Genomic DNA, 25,414 nt, shown 5'->3' with positions numbered 1-25,414 from the left:
GGTATGCCACTAACCGGACCTTCGCCAGCGGGATATCCGCACCATTTGGGGCCGGTCGAGACCTCAAAGCGCAGCCGCCAGCATCGGCCCGGTCTCGATATGCGGGATCGCCTCGACCAGCTTGCGCGTGTAGTCGGTCTTGGGGTTGTCGAACAGCGCCCGGCTCTCGCCCTGCTCCACGATGCCGCCATTGCGCAGCACGATGGTGCGGTCGCAAAGCATGCGCACCACGTTGAGATCATGGCTGACGAACAGCAGTGCGATGTCGTTCTCCCGCCGCAGGCGGTCGAGCAGTTGCAGCACCACGGCCTGCACGGAGACGTCCAGCGCGGCGGTCGGCTCGTCCAGCACCAGAAGCCGCGGCCGGCAGGCGATGGCGCGGGCGATGCCGACGCGGGCCTTCTGGCCGCCGGAGAGCTGATGCGGAAAGCGCGGCAACAGATCCAGCGGCAGCCCCACACGAACGGCGCAGTCTTCCACCCGCTTGCGCAGCGCATCGCCCCCACGCATGCCGTCGAGCCGCATCAGGGGATGGGCGATGCAATCGAAGGCGGTGAAGCGCGGGTTGAGGCTCTCGTTCGGGTCCTGGAACACCATCTGGATGTCTTTGCGGAAGCGCGAGCGGTGAAAGTCGCGCGACGCCACGTGGCCGATCGACTGCCCGTCGAACACGATCTCGCCTTCGCTCGGATCGATCAGGCGGCAGATCATCCGCGACGTCGTGCTCTTGCCGGAGCCGGATTCGCCGACGAGGCCGACGCTCTCGCCGCCGGCCATCGTCATGGAGAAGTCCGCCACCGCCGCAGCGCCCTCGTCGAAGCGTTTTGCGAGCTTGCGCACTTCCAGCAGCGGCGGAGTCCCGTGAACGGGCTCCTGCCTAGGCCTGCTGACGACAGCCGCATAGCCTTCCCGCTCCTCTTCCGTCACGAGGTCCGCGATCCCGGAGGTCGCGGTTGGCGACGCCGCCACCAGGCGCCTGGTATAGGCATGCTGCGGCGCCCCGAACAGCGTCCTGGGGCTTGCCTCTTCGACGATGCGGCCGCGCTCCATCACCGCGATACGGCGACAATATCGCGCCGCAAGTCCGAGATCGTGCGTGATCAGGATCGTCGCCATGCCGCGTGCGGCGGCAATCTCCGCCAGGAGGTCCATAACCACCTTCTGCGTGGTGACGTCGAGTCCGGTCGTCGGCTCGTCGGCGATCAAGAGCGCGGGATTGCAGGAGATCGCGATCGCGATCATGACGCGCTGGCACATGCCGCCGGAGAGCTCGTGCGGATAGGCGTTCATCCGCGTCTCGGGGTCGCGGATCTGGACGGCGCGCAACAGCTCCAGCGCTTCCGCGCGGGCGGCATCCTTCGATATCCGCTTGTGAGTGAGGATCGCGTCCGCGATCTGCAGGCCGATCGCGCGGATCGGATTGAGCGCCGCCCGCGGGTTCTGGAAGATCATCGACATCGCGGCGCCCTGGAACTGCCGGAGATCGTCACCCCTGAGTTTTGTGACGTCCTGGCCGCGAAACAGTATCTTGCCTGCGGTGACGCGGCCGGCCGCATCGAGCAGCCGCGTCGTGGCAAAACCGGTCACCGACTTGCCCGATCCGCTTTCGCCGACGAGGCCAAGCATCTCGCCGGCTTCGACCGTGAGCGTCACGCCGCGCACGGCCTCCACCATCCCTCGTCGCGTCGAGAATGCGACGTGGAGATCGTCGATCCTGAGCAATTCCTCGCTCATGTGCGCATGCGCGGATCGAGAATGTCCCGCATCCCGTCGCCGAGGAGATTGAAGCACAGTACGGCCATCATCAACGCGAGGCCCGGAAATGCCACCAGCCACCACCGCCCCGTCGAGATGAAGCGGGCCCCCTCCGCGACCATGATGCCCCATTCCGGGGTCGGCGGCTTGACGCCAAGGCCGATGAAGGAAAGACCGGCGGCGTTCAGGATCGCCCAGCCGAGGTTGAGCGAGATCTGCACCGCCATCGCCGGCAGGATGTTCGGCAGCAGGAAGCGCAGCACGACCGAGAAATGGCTCTCGCCGCAGGAACGCGCCGCCTCCACCCAACCGACATTGCGGCGGACGTTGACCTCGGCGCGCGCGAAGCGGATGTAGAACGGAAGATTGATGATCGCGGTTGCAATCACGATGTTCTCGATCCGGTTGCCGAGAGCCGCAACCATCGCCATCGCCAGCACAAACAGCGGAAAGGCCATCATAACGTCGACGAAGCGGCCGACCGAGCGGTCGAGCCTGCCGCCGGCATAGCCGCAGAAGGAGCCGACGACGGCGCCGATCACGAACGAGATGCCAACCGCCGAGACCGCGATGGCGAGGTCGAGCCGCGCCGCAACGACGAGGCGGCTGAACACGTCGCGCCCGAGCTGGTCGGTGCCGGCGAGATGCGCCGCGCTCGGCGGCTGCAGGGCCTCCGAGACATTGGAGACAATGGGATCATAGGGCACCAGCCACGGTCCGAAGATCGCGACAAGGACGAACAGCAGGACACCGGCCGCGGCGACGCCGGTCAGCGGGTTGCCGCGCAAAATCCAGACCGAATGGCGGAGGGTTGCGCTGGTCATCCGATCGACACCCTGGGATCGGCGATGCCGTAGCAGATATCGACGACCAGATTGACCAGCACAAAGATGCCAGCCATCAGCAGCACAAAACCCTGCACCGGCGCATAGTCGGACGACAGCAGCGCATCGAGCGCATAGGAGGCGACGCCCGGCCAGGAGAATACCTTCTCCACGAGGACGTTCGCGCCAAGCATGGTCGAGAACACGATGCCGGCAATGGTGATGACGGGAAGGATCGCATTGCGCAGCGCATAGGTGACGACGACCTTCTGCCAGGACAATCCGACCGAGCGCGCGGTGCGCACGAAATCGCTGCCGAGCGAGACCAGCATCGAGGCACGGGTGATCCGCGCCAGCGGCGCGATGACGAACAGGGCCATGCTCAGCGCGGGCAGGATCAGCTGCTTGCAGGTCGCCCACCAGCCCTCGATGTCTCCCGCGAGCAGGAAATCGATCGACAGGAACCCGGTGCGCTGCGGCGGCAGCGAGGTGAAGACGTCGATCCGCCCGGTCGGATCAGGCGCAAGGCCGAGCAGATAGTAGAACACATAGATCAGCAGCAGGCCCGAGACGAAGGTCGGCACGCAGACGCCGAGCGCGCAGAACAGCCGCACGCCGTGATCGACCAGCGATCCCGGTTTCAAGGCTGCGACCACGCCGAGCGGCACCGCCGCAATCAATGCGATCAGCAACGCTGTGAACGTCAGTTCGAGCGAGGCCGGCAGCCGTTCGCGAAGGTCCTTCAGGACCGGCTGCCCCGTCATCATGGAGCGGCCGAGATTGCCGCGGCCGATGTCGGAGAGATAGAACACGAGCTGCTCCGGCACCGACTTGTCGAGCCCCATCTGCTTGCGGATCTGCTCGATCTCCTCCTTGCCGGCGTTGGGCCCCGAGGCGAAGAACACCGCGGGATCTCCGGGGAGGACCCGCATCAGCAGAAAGGTGAAGACCAGCACGCCGAACAACGCCGGCAGCGACGACAGAAGCCGCCTTCCCGCCCGCACCACCGTCGCACCAAAACCGGTCATCACCTTTCAGAGCCCTTGCATGTCGAGATCACTTGCGGCTGACGTCGCGATAGTCGACCTGACGGTGGAATTCGTAGGTGTAGCCCTCGATCGACGAGGCCATCACAGCGTCCTGGTTCGGCTGCCACAGCGGAATCTGAGGCATCTCGCTGAAATGGATCGCATTGAGCTTGCGGCCGGCTTCCTCGTACTTGGCCTTATCGGGCTCGAAGCGCGCTTCCTGCGCGATAGTCTCCAGCTCCGGATTGTTGATCGAGCTGTAGTTCCAGCGCTGATTGCCGGTGTAGAAGTTGCGGTAGAAGTAATCGGTCGAGGGCAGCCAGGCGACGATGCCTTCCGTGAACAAGGGCAGCTTCTTCTCGTTGATCTGCGTCGACATCTGCGCGTCCGGCAGCTTCTGGATGTCGACCTTGATCCCGATCTTGGCAAGCGATTCCTTCACGAGAGCAGCCATCGGCTCCGCGGTCGAGGCCTGGCCGACGTTGAAGCTGAAGGTGGTCGAAAAGCCCTCCGGGAGCCCGGCGGCCTTCAAATATTCCCTCGCTTTGTCGAGATCGGTCTTCACCGGCGCCTGGAACGGATAGATGCCGTTCAGCGGCTTGCCATCCGGCCAAGTCGCACCGAACAGCGGAGCTCCGCGGCCGAACAGGGCAGCCTTGAACATGTCCTCATAGGGCAGCGCGAAGGCGACGGCGCGGCGCACATTGACGTTGTCGAAGGGCGGGATCTGATTGTTCATCGAGACGAAGGTGATCGAATTGTATTGCGGCGTCGAGACCACCTTGAGCTTGCCCTTGGCCTCGAGCGACTGCACGTCGCTGGCCTGCAGATCGACGACGAGATCGGCGTCGCCGCGCTCGACCAGATTGGCGCGGGTCGCGGGCTCGGGCACGGACTGCACGATCACGCGCTTGAAGAATGCCGGCTTGTCGGGCGAGCCGCGGTTCCAATCCTCGTTGCGCTTGATGATCACCTGCTCACCGGGCTTGAAGCTCTCGATGACATAAGCGCCGCTGCCGGCGGTGTGCTCCTTCAGCCAAGCGGTGGCCCAGGGATCTTCCGGGGTCGCGTGCTCCTTGGCGACCTTCGAGTTGATGATCAGCGGGTAGACCGTGGCGAGATTCGGCAGCGCGAGCTTGTCGGGCTTCGGCAGCGTCACTTCGATCGTGAGGGGATCGATCACCTTGAACTGGTCGGCCGACGTCAACGATCCCGTCAGCAATTGTGCCTTGCCGAGGATCGGCGCGGTGACGCAGCGATCGAGCGACCATTTGACGTCCTCGGCGGTCACGGGCGAGCCGTCCTGGAACTTGGCATCCTTGCGCAGACGGAACGTCAGCTTCAGTCCGTCCGGACTGACGTCGTAGGATTCGGCGAGCTCGCCGGTGATCTTGTCGAGATCGAACACCCATTTGCCGTTGAGCTGCTTGCGGCCGAACGCGACAAGGCGGTCGTAGGTGCTCATGCTCAGCGCGAAGGATTCGCGCGTCGAGCCCGGGATGTTGGGATCGAGCGTGTTGACGGAAGCACCGGTGACATAGCGCAACGTCTCGGCCCTGGTCTGCGCTTGCGAGGGCGCGGTGGCGACGAGCAGCAACGCGGTGGTGGCGAGCACGGAGGATGCCGACCTGAAAGACACAAAACGCATTGGTTTTCCCCAAAAATTTTCGACAAGAACGCCGACAGGACAGGTTAAGAAAGAAGCAAGTTGCGCGCCAGTCTCATGATGCGCTCTTGTGGACGCTTTGTCGCGGCGGCGCATGGACGATCATCGCGATTCCTCCATTTTTCGCGCCGGCCGCGTGACCATGGCCTGCGGCACGTCATAGGCGCGGAGCGAGGCCCAGTGTCGTTCGATATCGGCGCGGAACAGGCCGCGCGTCAGGCCATTGACCAGCTTCGGCACCGCGGTGGTCATCGCGTTGATCGATGATCCCGACGGACCAAAACTCATGGTGGAGGCGATGGCGAAGAGATGGATATTCGAGATCCACGGCGTTTCGCCCACGACACGTTCGGTGAAGGCGTAATCGTCGGCGAGATAGGGAAAGCGGCCGAGCCGCGCGCTGCGTTCGCTCTCGGGGGGCTCGTAGCGGTCGGCCCAGGTTGCGATATTGCCGGCAAATGCGCGCAGCTCGCCACGGCCGGAAAAATCCATGTCGATGCCGGTGCCGCAGATGACGAAATCCGCTGCGATGACGCCGCGCGGCGTCTGCAATTCGATGCCCTTGCCAGTCTCGCGCGCGGCCTCAAGCGGCGCGCCCTCGTGCAATGTGAAATTGGCATGGCGCGCGCAGCGATCATAGGTCGGCTGCGGAAAGCCTTCGCGCATGTCGAGGATGATGCGCATGAAGCGCCAGCGCCAGGCATCGTCGAGATCGCTGAGATGGCGGAGGAAGCCGCGAAACGTCAGCCAGCGATAGGGCTGGATCAGCTGGATCTGCGTCCGACGACACAGCAGATGCACCTCCGCCGCGCCAGCCTCCAGTGCGGTTGCCGCATTGTCGAAGGCAGATGCGCCGGCGCCGATCACGGCGACGCGCTTGCCGCGGAGGTTTTCGAAATCGATATCGTCGGCGGCGGTTGCGACCGAGTCGGCCGGCAGTTCGCGCAGCGGCTCGGGGATCATCCAGTTCCCCATTCCCTCCTGCCCGGTCGCCAGCACGATCTTGCGCGCATGGAGCGTCTCGACACCGCCGCCACGTTTCACGCGTGCGGCGAGCAAATCACCCGCCGCTGGCCGGATTTCCAGAAGCTCGCTCCCGTTGCTCACGGGCAAGCCGATCGTGCGCCGCAACCAGAGCAGATACTCGGCCCAGTGTCCGCGCGGAATCAAGTCGAGTGTCTGCCAGCTCTCCTTGCCGAAACGGGCCTCATGCCAGGACTGGTAGGTCAGGCTCGGAAGATCGAGGTCGGGTCCTGTATAATCTTTCGGGCTGCGCAGCGTCGGCATGCGGGCATAGGTGAGCCAGGGGCCTTCCATCCCCTCCTCGGCCTTGTCCAGCAGCAGGATGTTGCCGACGCGGGAGCGCATCAGGCCGAAGCCGATGGCGATGCCGGATTGGCCGGCGCCGACAACGAGCACATCCAGCGCCGGCTTGCCGTCCGGCCCCACCTTCGGTTCGAGCCAGGCGGCATCGGGATGCGCGATCCGCGCGAGATCGGCGCGAACGTTCGCTTCCAGCTCTGTCAGCGCATCACTCATGCCGCGAGCCAGCCTCCGTCGACCACCATCACGGTGCCGGTCGTAAATGAGGACGCATCGCTTGCGAGGTGGAGCGCGGCCTGCGCGATCTCCTCGGCTTGACCGAATCGTTTCATGGCATGGCGGTCGCGGGAAGCCTCGCGCACCTCGTCTGAATTGGTATGACGGGCGAAGCTGCGGCGAAGCATCGGCGTGTCGATCGCACCAGGCGCGATCGCGTTGACGCGAATGCCGTCCGTCGCGAAATCCACCGCCATCGTCCGGGTCAGGCTGACGATTGCGCCCTTGGCGGCGATATAGGCGCTGTTGCCCTTGCCGCCGGCAATCGCAAGCTGCGACGCCAGCGTGATGATCGAACCGCTCTTCTGCCGCTGCATCTGCGGCACGGCCGCCCGCGCCCACAGCCAGGTGCCGCCGACATTGGTGCGGAACACCGCATCCCAGTCGTCCGGGCTCGTTGTCAGCACCGTGCCGCCGCAGGAGAAGCCAGCGGCAGTCATCAGGATGTCGAGCCGACCGTGTCGCGCCATAACCTCTCCGACGACGGTCTCGGCAAAGCTGGCATCGCCGACGTCACCGACATGCGCCGTCGCTCCACCCACCAGGCTCACCGTTTCCTGAAGTCCCACGGCATCGCGATCGACCAGAGCGAGCTGCGCGCCCTCCTCTGCAAACAGCTTCGCGCTGGCGCGACCGATACCCGAACCCGCGCCCGTAATGATGGCCGTGCGCCCTTGCAGCCGCATCTCAGATCCACTCCTTGTGCTGCGTCAACCAGGCGCTCATCGCAGCCGCCGACTCGGCGCAGCCGAACCTCGCCCGCCAGCCGAATTCATCCGCCATCCGATTCACCGACAGCGGCGCGCGATAGGCCCCATGCAGCTTGATGACGGTTTTCTCGCCGGGCGCCGCGAGCCGGCATTGCAGGCCGGGATGCAACGCTGCATAGGCCTCGCCCCATTGCAGCGCAGGCCAAAGCCCTCCGCGGGAGATGTTGTAGAGCCGGTGACGCGGCCGCTCGGCTTCGATCAGCAGTGCGACGGCCTCAGCCGCATCCGGCGCGTAGATCCAGTCCCTCATGCCCGCTTGAGGCATGATCGCCGGCTCGCCCCGGGCGAACGCGGCCAAGATCTGGAACTGGAGGCTTGGCGTGTCGCGCACGGAGCTCGGTCGCTCCCACGGTCCGAACAGGGCGCTCAGCCGTACGCTCAGGAAATCGCCGCCGAAGAGCTCGGCATGACGCGCAACCGATCGCTCCGAGGTGAACTTGCTGATGGCGTAGAACGAGACCGGATCGCAAGGCGTTTCCTCGTCGAGAATCTCGACCCGCGCACCCGTGGCGCCGTAGGCCGATGCCGAGGAGAGATTGACGACCCGGCGCACGCCATGCCGGATCGCGGAGAGCAGGATCGGGATCTGGGCCATCACGTTGATCTCGAGAACGCGCGCGGTCGATGCTCTCTCCAATTCGTCACCGGCGGTGATCGCAGCTCCAAGCACGATCGCATCAACGCCTTCGGCGATGAGGGCGTCGATGGCTGCTGCGTCGGTGACATCGCCCTGCACGGCTCTGAGCCGTGCGCCGCAGTCGGCAAGAGACCGCCGCGCGGATGGCGGCAACTCTGCACGGTCATACAGCGTCACTTCGTGCCCACGCGCCAGCAACGCCTCCGCAACATTGAGGCCGACAAAGCCGGTGCCGCCGAAGATGACGATCTTCATCGCGCGCGATCCGCCGTCACAGCAGTTTTGCCCCGAAATTCCGCTCCGGATCCATGTCGGCGACGAGCCGTCCCGTCGGCTTGGCCGCCTCGCCCCCGCTGCGTGCCAGGAACTGGCCGCTGCCGGCGCTCGCGAGGCACTTGTTACCGTCGATGATCACCCGGCCACGCGACAGCACCGACACCGGCCAACCCTTCAGCTTCCGTCCCGCAAACGGCGTATAGCCGGTGAGATCGTGCATCATCTCATCGGCGATCTCGACCTCGCGATTGGGATCCCAGATTGCGATATCGGCATCGGCGCCGACCGCGATCGAGCCCTTGCGCGGATGCAGATTGTAGATCTTGGCTGGCGCCGTCGAGGTCAGCTCGACGAATTTTTCCAGGCCCAGGCGTCCCTTCGACACCATCGCGTCGAACAGCAGCGGCAGGCGCAGCTCCAGTCCCGGCAGGCCGTTCGCGACCTGCTTGAAATTGGGATTGGGTCCGGCGCGCAGCTTGCCGGTCTCGTCGTAACGATAAGGCGCGTGATCCGACGAGATGGTCTGGAGATCGCCGAGCGACAGAGCCTGCCACAGCGCCTCCTGGTCGGCATGCGTACGGGGCGGCGGGCTGCACATCCACTTGGCGCCCTCCACCCCGGGCTTGTCGAGATCGGCGGCGGTCAGGAACAGATATTGCGGACAGGTCTCGGCAAACACCTTCAACCCCTGCCCGCGCGAGTCGCGGATGACCTTGGCGCCCTCGGCGGTCGAGACGTGGAAGATCATGATGGGCTGATCGATCAACGCTGCCATACCGATCAGCCGGGTAAAGGCCTCCGCCTCCGATACCCGCGCGTGGCTGACGGCGTGGTATTTCGGCATCGTGTAGCCGCGCGCGAGCAGGCGCTTCACCATCCAAGCGATGATGCCGTGGTTTTCGGCATGGGCGCACAGCATCGCGCCGGACTGGCGCGCGGCAAGTAGGATGTCCAGCAGCGGCTCGTCGTCGACCTTGAGCCGGTCGTAGGTCATGAAGATCTTGATCGACGCGTGCCCCTGCTTCACCAGCGCCGGAATGTGCTCTTCGACCGTTTCCTTGGTGGCATCGGCGATGATCATGTGAAAGGCGTAGTCGATCACGGCGCCCTTCTTCGCCAGCGCGTGATAATCCTCCACCACCTGCGGCAGCTTCATGCCGACATGCTGCGCGGCAAACGGGATCACCGTGGTCGTACCGCCAAAGGCGGCCGAGACGGTCGCGCTCTCGAACGTGTCGGCATTCATGATGCCGGCAGCGGACAATTGCTCGATATGGGCGTGGCTGTCGACGCCGCCTGGCAGCACCAGCTTGCCGCGGGCGTCAATCTCGCGCTTCGCGGACGGAAGCCCGCGGCCGATCGCGGCGATGGTTTCGCCGGAGATGGCAACGTCGGCTTCAAAGACGTCGGTCGTCGTCGCGACGCGCCCACCGCGAATGATCAGGTCGTAAGTGGGTTCAGTCATGAGGCACTCCATGATAGGCTCAAGCCAAGTGATCGAAATTTTGCAGGAAGACCAGTATGTCCCGACCGCGCATCCTCGTCATCAATCCGAACTCCAACCCTGCGGTCACGCAGGGGCTGGAGGACGCGCTGAAGCCGCTCGGTTTCGAGGGCGGGCCGGAGGTGGTCTGCCAGACGCTGGCCGAGGGTCCGTTCGGCATTGAGAGCCAGGCCGATGTCGATGGCGTCGCCATGCCGCTGCGCCGGCTGGTCGAGGGCGACAACAGCTCGGCTGCCTTTGTCATCGCCTGCTACAGCGATCCCGGGCTCCAGGTCTGTCGCGAAGGCACCGACCGTCCCGTGTTCGGCATCGCCGAATGCGGCGTGCTGACCGCGCTGGCCCGCGCCGAAACCTTTGGCGTCATCGCGATCGCCCAGCGCTCGATCCCGCGTCACATGCGCTATCTCAGGCAGATGGGACTGACCGAACGCCTCGCCGGCGAGCGGCCGCTCAACATGAGCGTCGCGGAAACCGCCTCGGGCGAAGGCACGCTGGCCAGGATGATCGACGTCGGCCGCGCGCTGCGCGACGAGGACGGCGCCCGTGCCATCGTGATGGGCTGCGCCGGCATGGCCCGCCATCGCCGGCCCCTCGAAGACGCGCTCGGCATTGCCGTGATCGACCCGACACAGGCGGCGGTCACCATGGCGCTGGGTAGCGTGCAGTTCTCGAACCACTAGGCGTCCTTCAGCTCTTTGGCGCCCTGCCGCGCGAGCCATTGCGCGTGGCTCTCGCGGACAAGCGCAAACGTATCCCTCTGCGTCGTGTAGAGATTGCCGAACATGCGACCGATCGGCCGGTAGGCGTCGAGGTCGACATACATATTGGCCTCGTCGACGAGGCCCTCGCGGGCGTGAACCCGGAGGACCTCGCCGACCAGCAGTTCGCGATCGGGCGAGAAGGTCAGCGCGACATGGCGCCGGCATTCGAGCGCAAAGGGTGCCGCGGCGAGGCGCGGCACCTTCACGTCTACAGAGGGAAGCGTCGCCAGCCCTGCCGCGGCGACCTCGCTGTCACCGGACGGGAAATCGACCGCGCAGTCATTCATCGCCGCGGAGAGCGCCTCATCAACCATGTGAACGACGAACTCGCCGTCGCGATGGATGTTGCGGGTGGTGTCCTTCGGGCTGTGATCCGGCTTGTGCTGGAGACCGAGCACGATCAGCGCCGGACTCTCCGAAAACACGTTGAAGAAGCTGAACGGCGCGGCGTTGACCGCCCCGTTGGCATCGAGCGTCGTCACCAACGCAATCGGCCGCGGCACCACCACGCCGCAGAGCAGCTTGTAGCGGTCGCGCGGATCGAGCTCGCGCAAGGATATGCCGGATGTGCTCTGGCCAGTCATCGACGTCACGTCTCCGGCGGCGGCACCGCGCCGGTACGGCTGGTGATCAGGCCGTAATGCTCGGTGCGGCGGTGCTGCGCGAAATTGAAGATCGTGGTCTTGCCGAAGGTGGTGGCATCGAGGTCGCAAGGGTGGACCAGCAGTTCGTCCTCCTCCGTCTTCGCTTCGGCGACGATTTCGCCATTGGGATCGACGATCAGGCTGCCGCCGAACAGTGGGTGTCCGTCCTCGTTACCGGCCTTGGCCACCGCGACGACCCAGGTCGCGTTCTGATAGGCGCCGGCCTGCGCCGAGAGGCGGTTGTGGAAAAGGCGTTTCTCGACGCCCTCATCGCTCCTCTCCGCATTCACGGACGGCGTGTTGTAGCCGATCAGCACCATCTCGACGCCTTGCAAGCCCATGACGCGATAGGTCTCGGGCCAGCGCCGGTCGTTGCAGATGGCCATGCCAATGATGCCGCCGAGCTCGCGCCAGACATTGAAGCCGAGATCACCCGGCTCGAAATAGCGCTTCTCCAGATGCTGGTGCGAGCGCTTGGTGTCGTATTCCACATGGCCCGGCAGATGGATCTTTCGATATTTGCCGACGATCTTGCCGGATTTGTCGGTGAGAACAGCAGTGTTGAAATGATGCCCGTCCGGCGTCAGCTCCGCATAGCCGAAATTCATCGCCATCTGGTGCTGCGCCGCGCGCTCGAACAGCGGTTTCGTGGCCGCGTTCGGCATCTCGCGCTCGAACCAATTGTCGAACTCAGCCCGGTCCTCCGCATACCAGCGCGGGAAGAAGGTCGTGAGCGCCAGTTCCGGATAGACGATCAGGTCGGCGCCCTTGCTTTTGGCCTCATCCATCAGCGCGATCATGCGCTTGACCACGGCCTCGCGGCTGTCGGCTTTCTGGATCGGGCCCATCTGGGCGGCCGCAACATTGACGATACGCATCAGCGAATTCCTGGTGATGTCTTGTGTGAAGATAAAGTTTCAATCACGTGCCGGCGCGAGCAGCATAACGCAGCATCGCCCGGACTTTCCAGCCTGTGCCTGCCGATCGGCACAGTGTGCGTTGCACGATCTAACCTCATGTCTGCTCGTCATCCGCAACATCGAGACCGTGGTCGAGTGCATCCAGAAGCTGCCCGGCCTCATGCTCGGAGATCACCAGTGGCGGCGCGAGGAACAGCGAGGTTTGCTCGCCGCTGGTCCCGATCACGGCGCCCGCCTCCAGCGCCCGCTCCGCGACCCGCGAGGCAATCGGCACCTCGGTGGTATCGGCGTGCCAGGAACGCCAGTCCGGCCCGTGCAGCTCCACGGTCCAGTGCAGCCCCTGCCCCGCCACACGCTGCACGCTTGGATGCTTTTGCGCGATGGCGAGCAGGCGGCGGGTGAACAGCTTTTCGAGGCCCCTCACGTGCTCCAAAATCTTGTCATCGTTGACGACCTTCAGATAGGCGCTGACGGCAGCCATGCTGATGGGATGCCCGCGCAGCGTGCTGTAATTCTGCCAGCTCGTGCCGTTGAGCCGCTCGACGACGTCCTTCGACACCACCACCGCCGCAACCGCCGCCGCGCCGCCACCGAGCGATTTTCCGAGTGTCACGATGTCAGGACGGCTTTCGGCGCCCTGGAACGCGAACCAGCGCCCGGCGCGGCCGGCGCCGGTCACCACTTCGTCGGCGATCCAGTAGGAGCCAGCCTGCCGCGCGCACCGCGCCACCTCGTCCTGATAGGCGCCGTCGTAGTAGATGCCGCCTTGGGTGTAGTCGATGATCGTAGCTGCCGTATCCGAAAGCAGGCGCGTGGCATCGGCCAGATATTCGCTGGGGGAAGCATTGTTGGCCGGCGCGCCATAGATCGCGCCCTGCGGCGCCGGCAATATTCGCACCGGCGCCATCGGCGCCGGCAGCTTTGAGCCGCCTGAGTGCACCGCAAGGCCGCCATGCCATTGCGGCTGCACCGTCATGCTGCGCGACAGGCCCGTAATGCCGTGATAGGCGCGTTCGCGCGTCGCCAGCGCGAACCGTTGCGTCAGCGCCTGACAGAGCGACAGCGCCATGTCGTTGGCCTCGCTGCCGCTGATGCAGAAGCGCACCGCGCCGACCCAATCCTCTTCGCCTCTGAACGCGGTGGCCATCAAATCGTCAGCGGCCTGCTCACGGCCGACCCAGGTCCACCCCTCGTTCACGACGGGCGTATCCGCGGCGCGGCGGATCGCCTCCACCATCGCGGGATGACGATGTCCGAGGCCGCCGCCGGTGTTGCTGCCGTCGATGAGCTTGCGACCATCGGACAGATGGAAATAAACGCCCTCGCCGCCGACCACGGCCATGGGCGCGCTGTCGCCGGCATTCAGCCCGGTTCGCAACAATCTACTCATCGCAATCCCTTCATTCCGCAGCCTCGACGCCGTAGCCACCGCCGCCGCACGTCTCGATCGTGACGAGATCGCCTTGCTGCAGCACCAGGTTCGACTTGCCGTCGATCGCGACGTTCGCGCCCTGCCGGATCAGCGAGATGCGGCAGGCCTTGCCGGGTTCGCCGCCCTGCATGCCGAACGGCGCCATCACCATGCGCTCGATGCAGGTGGTCAGATGCATCGACGGCGCCAGGATGCGATAGCTACGAATGACGCCGTCCCCGCCGCGATGGGCGCCCGTGCCGCCGGACTGCCGGCGAATGGCCTGCTGCTCGATTTGGATCGCGTAATTCGCCTCGATCACCTCGACCGGCGTGTTCGAGGTGTTGGACAGATGCACCCGCGTCGCCGAGATGCCGGCCCGATCGTGCCGCGCGCCCTCGCCACCGCCGTGGACCTCGTAGAGCATCTTCCATGAACCGTTCTGTCGCGGCTCGGCGAAGAACAGGACGCCCGCCGTGGTCGCCCCACCGGCCGACAGACGTTCGGGAATGGTGTGCTGCATGGCGCGGAAGATCGCATCGACGATGCGCATCGAGGTCTCGTGATTGCCGGCCGCAACCGAGGCATTCCACCCCGGCTCCAGGATCGAGCCCGGGCGCGTGACGATGGTCAGCGGCCGCAACGCGCCCGCGTTCTGGTTCATGTCGCGCCCGCTCATGATGCGCGCGGCATAGGCCACCGCCGAACGCGCCATGAACGGCGTCGTGTTGCAGAAATTCGAGACGCGGTCGCAGCTTCCCGAGAGGTCGAAGGTAGCTTCGTCGCCTGCAATGGTGATCTTGACATGAATGCGCGCGGGCGCGTCATCGACGCCGCCGTCGTCCAGATAATCCTCGCCCTCGTAGACGCCATCCGGCAGATCGCGCAACGCCTCACGCATCTCGATTTCGGAGAGATCGTGCAGGCGCGACTGCGCCGCCGTGAAGACCGCCTTGCCGTGCTCGCGGCAGAGCTCGACGATGCGCTTCTCACCGGCTTTCGTTGCGGCGATCTGGGCGAGAAGATCGCCCTCGCAGGATTCGGGATCCCGAACATTGGCCTTGAGCAGCTGCACGATCGGCGTATTGACGCCGGCCGCCGTGGCGATCAGAACCGGCGGAATGCGCATCGCCTCCTGGAAGGTGTCGATGGCTTTCGCAAAATAGCTGCCGGGCCAGGTGCCGCCAATATCGGGCCAATGCGCGAGGCTGACCGCGAACGCCACGATCTCGCCGTCGACGAAGACGGGCCGCACGACCTTTACGTCGTTGAGATGATTGCCGCCGAGCGGGCCCACATTGTAGATCAGTGCGTCGCCGTCGTTCAGGCTGTCGCGCGGCACCACCTTCAGCAATTCGAGGACCGTGTAGGCCATCGCGCCGAGATGGATCGGGATGTCGCGCCCCTGCCCGACCAGGTCGCCGCGGCCGTCCGTGATCGCCGACGACAGGTCGCCGGCCTCGCGCAGCAGCGGCGAGCGCGCCGAGCGCGTCATCACCAGGCTCATCTCCTCGGCCGCGGCCGAGAGCCCGTGCCTGATGACCTCGACGACGAACGGATCGAGCTTCATGCGGCCCCCCGCGTCAGGAACAGATTGCCTGGAACATCAGGCCTCGCCTGCCAGCCGGGCGGGACCACCACGGTCGACCATGCGTCTTCAATGATGGCCGGGCCGCTGACGATTTCGGTCAGCGAGGCACGGTCGATGATGCTTGTGGCGATGTCGTGAAAGCCATCGAACGAGCAGATGCGCTCGCCTTTGGAGACCGTTCTGACCGCGATGGCCGGCCGGCTCACGACGGTCGTCGATGGACGGCGCGCCTGCACCCGCACGGACTCGATGACGCAGCTCTCGCCCGTCGCATAGCCGAACAGCTCGTGGTGCCGGGCCAAAAAGTCCTTCTTCAGCCTGACAACGTCGAGCGGTCGCGCGAACGGCACCGGAATGGCGTCGTTCTGCGCCGCGTAGCGCATCAAGGCCACCAGTTCGACCCGAATTTCAGTCGTGGCAACGCCGTTGGCGATGAGCGGCGCCGAGGCATCGTCAATCAGCACCCCGATCCGCTCCGACACGCGGGCGAGGTCGATGCCGTCAAGCGCAGCACGCAAGGTTTGCTGCTGGAGGAAGCTGAAATCGGCAGTGAGACAGCCCAGTGCCGAAAACGCACTCGACGCGCTGGGAACGACCACCTCGGCAATCCCGTAGAGATCGGCAAGGCCCGCGGCATGCATCGGGCCACCACCGCCAAAGGCGAGCAGCGTGCAGTCGCGCCCGTCGATGCCGCGCTCCACGGTGACGCGGCGGAGCGCACGCGCCATTGTCGCATTCGCGACCTTGATGATGCCGAGCGCTGTTTCGGTCAGGCTCAGCCCCAGAGTGCGCGCGATCGGCGCGATGACATCACTGGCTGCCTTGATATTGATTCCGATCCGGTCGCCGAGCCTGGTTTCGGGATTGAGATAGCCGAGCACGGCGTTAGCGTCGGTGATAGTCGGCTCGGTACCGCCGCGGCCGTAGCAGGCCGGTCCCGGCTCGGAGCCGGCGCTTTCCGGTCCGACGGTCAGGCCACCGGGACCATTGCGCACGATCGATCCGCCGCCCGCCCCGATGGAATGAACCGCAAGCATCGGCTGACGCAGCGGCTTGTCACCGAGCATGCGGCCGTCGGTCATCTCGGCCTGGCCGTCGACGATCAGGCAGACGTCGGTCGTGGTGCCGCCCATGTCGAACGTCAGCATCCGCGATGTGCCGAGCTGACGTGCGATGCTGACCGATGCCGCGACGCCGGCCGCCGGACCGGACATCGCCATCACCAGCGGCCGCCGCTTCACGGCCGAGATCGGGACCATGGCGCCGGCCGAATGAAACACCTGCAGGCCGGCGCCGATCGGCAGCCGCTGCTCCAGCTCGCTGAGATATTCCACCGCGATCGGCATGGCAGCCGCGTTGAACACGGTTGCCGAAGTCCGCTCGTATTCGCGCGCCTCGGGATTGACCTCGTGCGACAGCGAGACGTGGGCAACGACGCCCTTGAGCCGCTCGCCGAGCACCTTCTCGTGCACCGGATTGGCGTAGGCATGAAGCAGCGCGACCGCGACGCTCTGCACGCCGGTTGTTTTCAGCCACGCCACCAGGCGCTCGATCTCCGCCTCATCCAGCGCCTTCAGTACCTGCCCCTCGTGGTCGAGGCGCTCGGCAAACCCAAAACATCGTTCCGGCGGCACCAGCGGCGGCGATTTCGGCGGGATGTCGAGACGGTAGAGATCGCGGCGGCGATAGCGCGCGATCTCCAGCACGTCGGCAAAGCCTTCGGTCGCGACCAGCGCCACTTTCGGCAGCCGTCCCTCGACGATGGCGTTGGTCACACGCGTGGTGCCGTGGACGAAGCGCTTGACCTCGCTCTTGCGCAGGCCCACCGCCTCGATCGCCTCCAGCATCGCCTGAACTGGAGCCTGCGGGCGCGACGGCACTTTCGCGATCCGCGCCTCCGCGGGGGAGTGTCGGATCGCGATGATATCGGTGAAGGTGCCGCCGATATCGGTGCCGACTTCCCAGTGATTTTCGTCAGCGCTCATGTGTGGGTCAGCTGCGGACGACATTCGAACCGGAGGGCGGGTGGTTCCCATCCGTCGCGAAGTACAATCCCAAGCCGAGAGCGCTCATCGTCATCCCCTGTCATGCCACCGCTTGCGAGCGTGCGACAGAGCGATGGGCTCGGGATAGGTCAGAGTTGTCGCAACGCACTGGAGCAGCCCGCGACCGGCGCGGCGCGCCAAGGCACATTTTAGGGCAGCGCTGCCCGCGGGGAGTGCAGGCCAGTGCTGATCGTTCCACGCGAGATAAGTGCGGCGCACCACGAGTTTTCCCGAACGAAACGCGACATCCGCTGCACTGCAATCCACACGCCGCGCACGGACTGTCTAATTTGCAGGCGATCGACCGGCGCTACGGGCCGTGCGATTGCTCACGAGCTATGCATGGCAGTCGGCTCAGCCTCTCTTTATTGTACGATCAGTAAGCAGTGGTTTTGCCGCTCAACGCATCGCGACCAAGCGGCGCCAGCCGATGACGATGCCCGTGATGGAGAACAGAAGGCCGAGGGTGCAGAGCCCGACGACCAAGCCGTCGCGCAGCAACGGACGCGTCAGCAGGACCGGAAAATCCAGCGTGTGCAGCGCGCCGTAGAACCAGCGATAAGCCCGCCGCGACGAATCCAGCCTTTGCAGCAAATTGCCGTCGGCGCCGTCGATGTCGAACCAGAGGTCACCGCAGTACGAGCGGTAGACCGGGGCGCCCGGGACATTGGACTGCGCGGGATAGTCGTCGTTGTCGGCAAGTACGGACGGTGCGCCGCAGCCGGCCGCGAGGCGGGCGGTCAGCCCCTGGGCCTCCTGCACATCCAGAGATCCCGTTGGTCCATCGCGGGGCGCGTCGCCTGCCTTGATCAAGGTCTGGCCGGCAAGGCCCGTCCGGTCCCGCCGATAGAGAGTGCCGTTGAAGGCAAACCATTCGATCTCGCGGGTCGACGGCGATACAGGCTGCCGATCGAGCGATGCAGCCGCCGCCCAGTTCGGTGAAGCGTTCATCACGCTGGATTCAGCCGAGGTCAATTGCCCACGCGAGAACAGCCGCCCATGATCCATGGAGAGCCAGCCACTGAAAATCCAGCTCAGTACGAACACCATGGCCGCGAGGCCGATGAGATGATGCAGGGCATGCCAGCCACGATAGGGCGATCCGATCAGACCGCTTCGAGGTTTGATCCGCGCAAGTCCGAGCACAGCGCCAAGCAAAGCTGCGAACAGCGCCAGCAGCGACAAGGTCCAGACCACGCGATCCCACAACGACCAATTGCTTCGCAGAACTGTCGGATAGATCCAGTGCAGCACACTGCCGACGAGATTCCAGGTCCGCTCGCTGCGCGTCGTATCCAGGACGATCTCGCCGGTGAGCGAGGAGACATAGACCTCCGTTCCGGCGGCGTCGCCGAGCGCAATGCGAAACAAGGGCCGATGGCGGTCAAAGCCGTTCGGCACGCTCCATTGGTCGTAATCCGAGCGCGCAACGATCGCGGCCCGCGCGGCATCGAGCCCGCGGCTGCGTGCGTGGTCTCGCGCGACGGCCAGCGCGACCTCGGAAGACGAGACCGACGCGTCGACCCCGTGGGCGGCGAGGACTGCGCCTGCGCGCGATGGGCCCGAAACGACATAGACTGGTCCGTCGCTGCGCTGGATCAGGCGAACGCGCGTCGCATCCGCGATCGCGCTCGCGGCAACGGCATCGGCGACCGCGATCGTCGTCTCAACGCGATCCAGCGGCACGAGGCCGGCAAAGCGTTCCGCTTCCGTCAGGGACGGAAACGGAACGAAATGCATCACGATTCCCGTCGCGAACCACATCGCGAACAGCAGGCAGAACGCGATCCCCAGCCATCGATGCAGCAGGACGATCGCGCGCATCATCGGTCAGCGTCCTACCATTTGAACGCGGCCGAGATCTCATAGGTCCTGGGCGCGCCCAGCAGGATCTGGTCTGGATAGAACGGATCGCCCCAGATCGCGTAACGCTTGTCGGCGATGTTGCGCACCCGGAAGGTCAGGCGGGCCTGATCGACCGCGTTGAACACCGTCTTCGGGATATCGACGAAGGCGTAGACATCGGCCACTGTATAGGCCTTCAGCGTCACGACATTGGCATCGGTGTTGTAGCGGTCGCCGACATGGCGGCCGATGATGCCGAGCTCAACCGCCCAGGGCGCGAAGAACCGGTACGACGCGCCGGCATTGGCGACGACGCGCGGCACGTTCGGCGGCGTATTGCCGGAGAACGAGCCGCCGACGAAATCGTAATCGGCATAGCGGGCGTCGACATAGGCGATGTTGCCCCAGAGGCGCAGCGGCTCGATCGGACGCACCGAGGCGGCAAGCTCGACGCCCTTCGACTCCTGCCGCCCGGCGAGGTTGAGCTGCATGCCGCCTGCCGCCGCATAGACGTTCTTGCGCAAGATGTCATAGGCCGAGAACGACCACTCCGCCCGATTGTCCCAGAACAGGTGCTTGACGCCGGTCTCGTAGGTGCGCGCGGTGGTCAGGTTGAGCGGATCGGTCGGATTGAGCAGAAAGATGTTGTTGGCTGCGATGTCGGCGCCGGTCGCGTATTGGCTGAAAAAGGTCAGGCCCGGAACGGCTTCCCACGTGTAGCCGATACGGCCCGTCGTCGGGACCCAGGATTGCGAGAACGGGAAACCCGCATTCACGAGCCCGGTCTTGTCGGTCGAGTTGCGGTCGAGCCCGATATGCTCGACGCGGAGGCCGCCGACTAGCGCAAAGGTCCGTGTCAACTTCAACCGGTCCTCGAACGACAGCGCCTCGTTGTCGATCCGCGCGGTCTGCTGCTTAGTCGTGAGCAAGCCGTAATAGCCGCGATCGGGATTGACCAGCGAGACGGAATCATCGGGGAAATTTGCGGCGCCCGGCCTGACGAAGTCGAGGTAACTCGACGATAGCGTCGTGACCAGGCGGTTGTCGAAGCCGGCGATATTCGCATCCCAGATCAGGTCGGTGATGTTTCCGACCAGGCGCTGGCTGTGCGCGACGTAGAAACGCTCGCGATCCACCATGTTCGAGTTAGGGAGGCCCGAACTGGCATTGAACGCCTCGACCTCATTGTTGAACCATGTGCGCTCTGCGCCATAACCATAGGCCTGGCTTTTCAGCGTCAGGTCTGGCGCGAGCTTCAGCTCGAAACCGCCGCGCAACCACACCTCCTGCGCGACGTTCTTGTTGTCGAAGACGTTGTAGTTGGTGTTGAAGGTGCGGTCATCGATCGTGACCGCACCGAGATTGGTTTTGTTGTAGTTCGAGACGTAATTGCCGGACACGATCCCCGTCGTCGCGTGCGAACCACTGAAGGCGATCGGTACCAGTGGCGCACCCCAGTAGGCTTTCGAGCGATCCTCGCGGTATTCGATCGCGCCCCAAACCTTGAGACTGTCGGAGATGCGGTAGTTGAGCTGGCCCGAGACGTCGAGCGTCTTGGTGTTGGTGTCGTCGGCAAAGCCGTTGAGCGAGGAACGGCTGACGTCGAAGCGGTAGTCCAGTCCCTGCACATTGGTGCTGCCGCCCGAGCCGTAATGCGCCCGGAACGAGTTCAGCGAATCCCAGGAAAAATCCGCCTCGTTCCGGATCGGACTGGTGTGCGGCTGCTTGGTGACGAAGTTGATCGCGCCGCCGGCGGCGCCCTCGCCTGACATCAGTGACGCCGGACCCTTCAGGAATTCGACAGCCTCCAGGTTGGCCGTGTCGGTGATCCGCGAGGTCATGTTCTGCGGGCCGATCTTGATGCCGTTGTAGAGCGTGTTGATCTGGCTGTTGGTGAAGCCGCGCATGGAGAAAGCCGACGGCTCGGCCGGATTGTCGCCGGCTGTGACGCCAACCGCTCCCTGCGCGACGTCGGACACGGTGCGATAGCCCTGCTCGCGCATGGTTGCGGCCGAGATCACCTCCACGGTCGCGGGCGTTTCGCGAACGGTCAGGCCAAGGCGCGAGGCGCTTTCGGCCACGGCATTGGTATTGAGCGGCGTCTGTGCTGCCGCAGTCGGCACGACAGGCTTGGGCACTGCGGATGCAGTCTCCGGCCGGCGCGCTGCTGCGCGGCGTGAGCTCTGCGCGTCCCGTCCGGCCGGGCTGGCCTGCCTGCGGGATTGTGGCGCCGACACCTCGACGGGCGGCAGTGGCTCGCGGGCCTGCTGCGCCAAGGCCGCTGGCATGTCGATGGCGATGAAAGATGTGAGAGCGGCGCATGCCAGTAGGAAACGGCGTGGTCGTACGATACAAAGGGAATACACGGTCTTGGACCTCGGAGTGACGTCAGTGGCACGTCACCGCGAACCAAGGTCCCATCTTCCGGCTCATAAGCCTTCCGATGAAGCCGAATGTCTGTACTCCCCGACCGACATCTTCGCGTGTGACCACGGCTGACGGCAGGTCTCCTGGCTCGCGGGTCACTACCTTGCGTCGCCTTCCCGGGACCGAGATACCCAGTGGCATGTGATGCAAGATTCGCCGCTTACAGTTGCGGGGGCAGCCACGGCATTGAGGACAATGTCCCCGCACCGCATTCCCTTTTCATCCCCTCTCGGGGAAACCGTCGCGAGCATCTAGGATTACGATCCAGACAGAGTCAATGTGCCAGTTGCGGCGTTATTGCCACAACGACCAGTTTCCTTGGAGATAAGCATGGAAGGCGAGACCTTCCTTTGGCTGATACGGCACGCGCCCGTCGATGGCGTCACGGGGACGATCCATGCGGCCGATGCGCCGGCCGATCTCGGCGCTCGCGCGCAGCTGGAGGCGCTGCGGCAGCGCCTGCCGCGGGACGCCACGAGCTATGCGAGCCCGTCACGGCGCACGCTCGAAACGGCCCGCGCGCTGGGGCTCGAGCCGCTGCAGCTGGACGAATTCAGCGAGCAGAACTTTGGCGACTGGACCGGCCGTCGGCATGACGAACTCGCCGCGACCGGTGACGAGGCCTATGCACAGTTCTGGAGCGATCCTGCGCGCGGACGGCCGCCGGGCGGCGAGAGCTTCGAGGAACAGGTCGCGCGGGTCCGGCTGGGTCTGTCGAGGGTCGGCGCCGGGGCCGCAGCGCTCGTCGTGCATTCCGGCACGATCCGCGCGGCCCTGTGCATCGCGCTGGACCTGACGCCACAAGCGGCCCTGCGCTTCGTGATCGATCCGCTGTCGCTGACGAGGATCGACCGGCTCGCGACCGGCTGGCGCGTCGTCTGCGTCAATCAACCGATGATTTGATCAGGCCGGACGATCAGGCACATTGGCCTGCGCAAAGGTCGCCATGCCGTTGTGGAGCGCACAGGCCGACCGCACCAGCGGCAGCGCGATTGCCGCGCCCGATCCTTCGCCGAGCCTGAGATCGAGGCTGATCAGCGGTTGCACGTTCAGCGCACGAAGCACCAGCCGATGGCCCTGCTCGGCGGATTGATGCGAAGCCAGCAGGAACGGCTGGCACGAGGGGTTGAGCCGCGCCGCCGCCAGCGCCGCCACCGACACGATAAAGCCGTCGATCAACACGGGGATGCGGCGCTGCGCTGCTGCGATGATCGCACCACAAATCGCCGCGATTTCGAGACCGCCGACGGCGCACAGGATCTTTTCCGGCGAAGTGCCCGCAATGCCATGGCGTGCAATCGCAACGTCGATCACCCGCGCCTTGTGCACACGGCCGGCCGCGTCAACGCCGGTCCCGCTGCCCGCGATCTCCTCCGCGCTCACGCCGAGCAGGCTCGCCGCAATCGCCGCCGACGTCGTGGTGTTGCCGATGCCCATCTCCCCGAAAATCAGAAGATCGGGCTGCCCGGCCTGCGCGCGCGTCACCGCACGTCGGCCGGCTTCGAACGCAAATGCCAGCTCTGCGGGGGTGAGCGCGGCTTCGATGCTGAAATCGCGCGTGCCGCTGCGCGGCTTGTCGGTCACGATTCCAGCCATCTCCTCCTGCGCCAGCGTGCCGGCGTCGACGACCTCCAGGCTGGAGCCCAGCTCACGCGCGAGCACCGAGATCGCGGCACCGCCGGAGGCGAAGTTCGCCAGCATCGCGATGGTCACTTCCTGCGGATAGGCCGAGACGCCCTGCGCGATGATACCGTGATCGCCGGCGAAGATGATGATCGGCACCCGCGCCGCGCGCGGTTGCTCGGTCGCTTGCAGACCGGCAAGCTCGATTGCGAGCTGCTCGAGCCGGCCGAGCGCGCCGGTCGGTTTCGTCAGTTGCGCCTGCCGCGCCACCGCCGCTTCGCGGTGGACTGCGGAGATGTCGGGGCATTGTTGGGTGACCCATTCGGGGAGCATGCTGCCTCGCTTGCCTCACAGCCTGCGCTTGAGGATGTAACTGTCCATGATCCAGCCGTGCCGTTCGCGCGCCTCTTGCCGCACGGCGACGATGCGCGGGCCGATCTCGGCCAGCGCGCCGGACATCACGATCTGATCGGGCATGCCGAGATAGGCCCCCCACCAGATGTGCAGGCCCGCCGGATCAAGCGACTGGAACGCCGTGCCGCCGTCGAGCATCACCACCACGGTATCGACGCCCTGCGGCCAGCCGCCATCGCGCAAGCGACGTCCCGTCGTGACCAGAAAAGGCTCGCCGATGTCATTGAGCGGCAGCGCATGCGCCGCACACAGCGCCTGGATCGAGGTGATGCCGGGCACGACCTCGATCTTTGGCGAGGGATTGAGCCGCCGCGCAATGCGCAGCGAGGAGTCGTAAAGCGAGGGATCGCCCCAGATCAGCAGCGCGACCGTGCCCTCGCCTTCGAGATGATCTGCGATCGTCTGCGACCAGGCAGCGGCCACGGCATCGTGCCAATCGTCCACGCCCTTGCGATAGTCCGCTTCAGCGGCGGCGCGCACGGGCAGATCGAACTCGGCGATACGGGGCGTGTCGCTGGTGAGCACATCGGCGCAGATCGTCCGCCTGAGATCGGCGAGATCGGATTTTGCGGTTCCCTTGCGCGGGATCAGGAGGAGATCGGCCGCGTTGATGGCAGTAATCGCGGCGCGCGTGAGCTGCTCGGGATCGCCGCAACCGATGCCTATCAGGGAGAGCGTGAGCATCGTAGCTGCGAAGGGCGGCCATACCGGCCGCCCATTCGCTTGTCTCTAGGCCGCGTTGTGCAAACGCGGAGTGACGAGGCTGGGCGCGGTGACGCCGCGCAGCGACTTCGCCAGCGCCAGCACGCCAAGATCGGCGAGCGGCTCGATCACGATGACCAGCGCATAGGACGCCGCGAAGGTCGCGATGTTGGCGAGGTTGGTCGCACCGAAGCCGGAGCCATAAATCGCCCAGAACGCCACCCAGGCGATGACACCCGCCTGATAGGTCGTCGAAAGCGCCAGCGCCTGGCGGTACTTCAGATCGACATAGGCCGTGTTGCTCGAAATGATCCGCGTGGCGATCGCCTGGATCCCGAACAGCGGCACCAGCAGCGTGGTGACGTTCATGCCATATTGCGGCAGGTCGCGCGGCTCGAAGAAGATGCCTTGGAACAGCAGGCCGAACGCGAGGCCGAAGGCCGCAGGCGCAGCTCCAAACAGCAGGAACAAGGTCGAGCCGAGGATGAAGTGCACTTCGGAGACGCCGACCGGGAAGTGCGGCAGGATCTCAAAGAAGATAAACACGAGTCCCGTGGTGGCGAGCGTGCGCGCCGCGAACGACGCGATGCCCTGCTCGCGCACGGTCTCGACCGCGAGCTTCAAGGCAACGCCGCCAACGGCGATGCCGGTTGCGTAACTCAGCACGAGCTTGGCGTCCGAGACTAGTCCGGGTTCGATATGCATGGCTCAGATCCTTCTTGCCGTCACACCCGACGGCCTTGGCCTCAAAACGTGCACGGCCGGTCTCCTGGCTCGCGGTTCACTGGGAGTCTCCGGCCTTCCCGAACCTTGCGGCCCAGTGGCTGATCGAAGTCCCTCACCGCTTACAGTCGCGGGGGCGGCTGGGGTTTTGGGCGCCGCAACTGGGTCCGCCCATCCCCATTCCCGATTATGCTCCGGCGCTTTGCGCCGCGTCGAGCACCATGCCTCTCCTGTGTGCCCCTTTCGCCA

The 25,414-nt window shown here is 65.3% G+C and carries 20 protein-coding genes and 2 riboswitches; of the genes, 2 read left to right on the top strand and 18 right to left on the bottom strand.

Features of this window, described 5'->3' with window-relative positions; all coding sequences use genetic code 11:
- Positions 1 to 63 precede the first annotated feature (63 nt).
- From IVA75_RS38175 to hydA, 8 genes are all read right to left on the bottom strand, one after another.
- Positions 64 to 1,734 (bottom strand): ABC transporter ATP-binding protein, encoded by a 1,671-nt coding sequence (locus tag IVA75_RS38175; protein WP_247289039.1) that lies wholly within the window; start codon positions 1,732 to 1,734, stop codon positions 64 to 66.
- A complete protein-coding gene (locus IVA75_RS38170) occupies positions 1,731 to 2,579 on the bottom strand; it encodes an ABC transporter permease (RefSeq protein WP_027569265.1) in 849 nt (282 codons plus the stop codon). The genes IVA75_RS38175 and IVA75_RS38170 overlap by 4 nt, the downstream gene beginning before the upstream one ends.
- Positions 2,576 to 3,607: an ABC transporter permease gene (locus tag IVA75_RS38165; RefSeq protein ID WP_197031190.1), complete on the bottom strand. Its 1,032-nt coding sequence runs from the start codon at positions 3,605 to 3,607 to the stop codon at positions 2,576 to 2,578. The genes IVA75_RS38170 and IVA75_RS38165 overlap by 4 nt, the downstream gene beginning before the upstream one ends.
- A 28-nt stretch (positions 3,608 to 3,635) precedes the next feature.
- Entirely contained in the window at positions 3,636 to 5,255 is a 1,620-nt protein-coding gene (locus tag IVA75_RS38160) for an ABC transporter substrate-binding protein (protein ID WP_247289038.1), read from the bottom strand.
- Positions 5,256 to 5,375: 120 nt separating this feature from the next.
- The gene (locus tag IVA75_RS38155) at positions 5,376 to 6,812 is read right to left on the bottom strand and encodes an NAD(P)/FAD-dependent oxidoreductase (RefSeq protein ID WP_247289037.1); all 1,437 of its coding nucleotides are present in this window, start codon (positions 6,810 to 6,812) and stop codon (positions 5,376 to 5,378) included.
- On the bottom strand, positions 6,809 to 7,558 hold the full coding sequence (locus IVA75_RS38150) for an SDR family oxidoreductase (RefSeq protein WP_247289036.1): 750 nt from the start codon (positions 7,556 to 7,558) through the stop codon (positions 6,809 to 6,811). Before IVA75_RS38150 ends, IVA75_RS38155 begins: the two co-directional genes overlap by 4 nt.
- 1 nt (position 7,559) lies before the next feature.
- Entirely contained in the window at positions 7,560 to 8,534 is a 975-nt protein-coding gene (locus IVA75_RS38145; RefSeq protein WP_247289035.1) for an NAD(P)-dependent oxidoreductase, read from the bottom strand.
- A gap of 16 nt (positions 8,535 to 8,550) precedes the next feature.
- Positions 8,551 to 10,020 carry a dihydropyrimidinase gene (gene hydA, locus IVA75_RS38140; protein ID WP_247289034.1) on the bottom strand — a complete coding sequence of 490 codons (1,470 nt, stop codon included), beginning with the start codon at positions 10,018 to 10,020 and terminating at the stop codon, positions 8,551 to 8,553.
- Positions 10,021 to 10,076: 56 nt separating this feature from the next.
- On the opposite strand from hydA, the gene IVA75_RS38135 reads away from it, so the two are divergent.
- Complete coding sequence (locus tag IVA75_RS38135; protein WP_247289033.1) at positions 10,077 to 10,739, top strand: aspartate/glutamate racemase family protein; 663 nt, start codon at positions 10,077 to 10,079, stop codon at positions 10,737 to 10,739.
- Here the strand turns inward: IVA75_RS38135 and IVA75_RS38130 are convergent.
- From IVA75_RS38130 to IVA75_RS38100, 7 genes are all read right to left on the bottom strand, one after another.
- Positions 10,736 to 11,404 carry a flavin reductase family protein gene (locus IVA75_RS38130; protein ID WP_247289032.1) on the bottom strand — a complete coding sequence of 223 codons (669 nt, stop codon included), beginning with the start codon at positions 11,402 to 11,404 and terminating at the stop codon, positions 10,736 to 10,738. The two genes, IVA75_RS38135 and IVA75_RS38130, sit on opposite strands and share 4 nt — an antisense overlap.
- 5 nt (positions 11,405 to 11,409) lie before the next feature.
- Positions 11,410 to 12,342 (bottom strand): N-carbamoyl-D-amino-acid hydrolase, encoded by a 933-nt coding sequence (locus IVA75_RS38125; RefSeq protein WP_247289031.1) that lies wholly within the window; start codon positions 12,340 to 12,342, stop codon positions 11,410 to 11,412.
- A gap of 136 nt (positions 12,343 to 12,478) precedes the next feature.
- A complete protein-coding gene (locus IVA75_RS38120; protein ID WP_247289030.1) occupies positions 12,479 to 13,774 on the bottom strand; it encodes an aminotransferase class III-fold pyridoxal phosphate-dependent enzyme in 1,296 nt (431 codons plus the stop codon).
- Positions 13,775 to 13,784: 10 nt separating this feature from the next.
- Positions 13,785 to 15,365, bottom strand: a complete 1,581-nt coding sequence (locus tag IVA75_RS38115; RefSeq protein ID WP_247289029.1) for a hydantoinase B/oxoprolinase family protein — start codon at positions 15,363 to 15,365, stop codon at positions 13,785 to 13,787.
- A complete protein-coding gene (locus IVA75_RS38110; protein WP_247289028.1) occupies positions 15,362 to 17,371 on the bottom strand; it encodes a hydantoinase/oxoprolinase family protein in 2,010 nt (669 codons plus the stop codon). Before IVA75_RS38110 ends, IVA75_RS38115 begins: the two co-directional genes overlap by 4 nt.
- Positions 17,372 to 17,830: 459 nt before the next feature.
- The gene (locus IVA75_RS38105) at positions 17,831 to 19,258 is read right to left on the bottom strand and encodes a PepSY domain-containing protein (RefSeq protein WP_247289026.1); all 1,428 of its coding nucleotides are present in this window, start codon (positions 19,256 to 19,258) and stop codon (positions 17,831 to 17,833) included.
- Positions 19,259 to 19,269: 11 nt separating this feature from the next.
- Positions 19,270 to 21,642 (bottom strand): TonB-dependent receptor, encoded by a 2,373-nt coding sequence (locus IVA75_RS38100; RefSeq protein WP_247289024.1) that lies wholly within the window; start codon positions 21,640 to 21,642, stop codon positions 19,270 to 19,272.
- Positions 21,643 to 21,758: 116 nt separating this feature from the next.
- A riboswitch (cobalamin riboswitch) is annotated at positions 21,759 to 21,961 on the bottom strand.
- A 72-nt stretch (positions 21,962 to 22,033) separates the two neighbouring features.
- On the opposite strand from IVA75_RS38100, the gene IVA75_RS38095 reads away from it, so the two are divergent.
- A complete protein-coding gene (locus IVA75_RS38095) occupies positions 22,034 to 22,606 on the top strand; it encodes a histidine phosphatase family protein (protein ID WP_247289022.1) in 573 nt (190 codons plus the stop codon).
- Here the strand turns inward: IVA75_RS38095 and cobT are convergent, their stop codons facing one another.
- From cobT to IVA75_RS38080, 3 genes are read right to left on the bottom strand one after another with little or no spacing between them, the layout of a single operon-like run.
- Entirely contained in the window at positions 22,607 to 23,659 is a 1,053-nt protein-coding gene (gene cobT / locus IVA75_RS38090; RefSeq protein WP_247289018.1) for a nicotinate-nucleotide--dimethylbenzimidazole phosphoribosyltransferase, read from the bottom strand.
- Positions 23,660 to 23,674: 15 nt separating this feature from the next.
- Positions 23,675 to 24,424, bottom strand: a complete 750-nt coding sequence (gene cobF, locus IVA75_RS38085; RefSeq protein ID WP_247289016.1) for a precorrin-6A synthase (deacetylating) — start codon at positions 24,422 to 24,424, stop codon at positions 23,675 to 23,677.
- A gap of 45 nt (positions 24,425 to 24,469) precedes the next feature.
- Positions 24,470 to 25,147 (bottom strand): energy-coupling factor ABC transporter permease, encoded by a 678-nt coding sequence (locus IVA75_RS38080; protein WP_247289014.1) that lies wholly within the window; start codon positions 25,145 to 25,147, stop codon positions 24,470 to 24,472.
- 36 nt (positions 25,148 to 25,183) lie between these two features.
- A riboswitch (cobalamin riboswitch) is annotated at positions 25,184 to 25,404 on the bottom strand.
- Positions 25,405 to 25,414 lie beyond the last annotated feature (10 nt).

Source organism: Bradyrhizobium sp. 134, from assembly GCF_023074155.1.
Taxonomy (GTDB): domain Bacteria; phylum Pseudomonadota; class Alphaproteobacteria; order Rhizobiales; family Xanthobacteraceae; genus Bradyrhizobium.
This window is presented reverse-complemented; position numbering and strand designations above follow the sequence as displayed.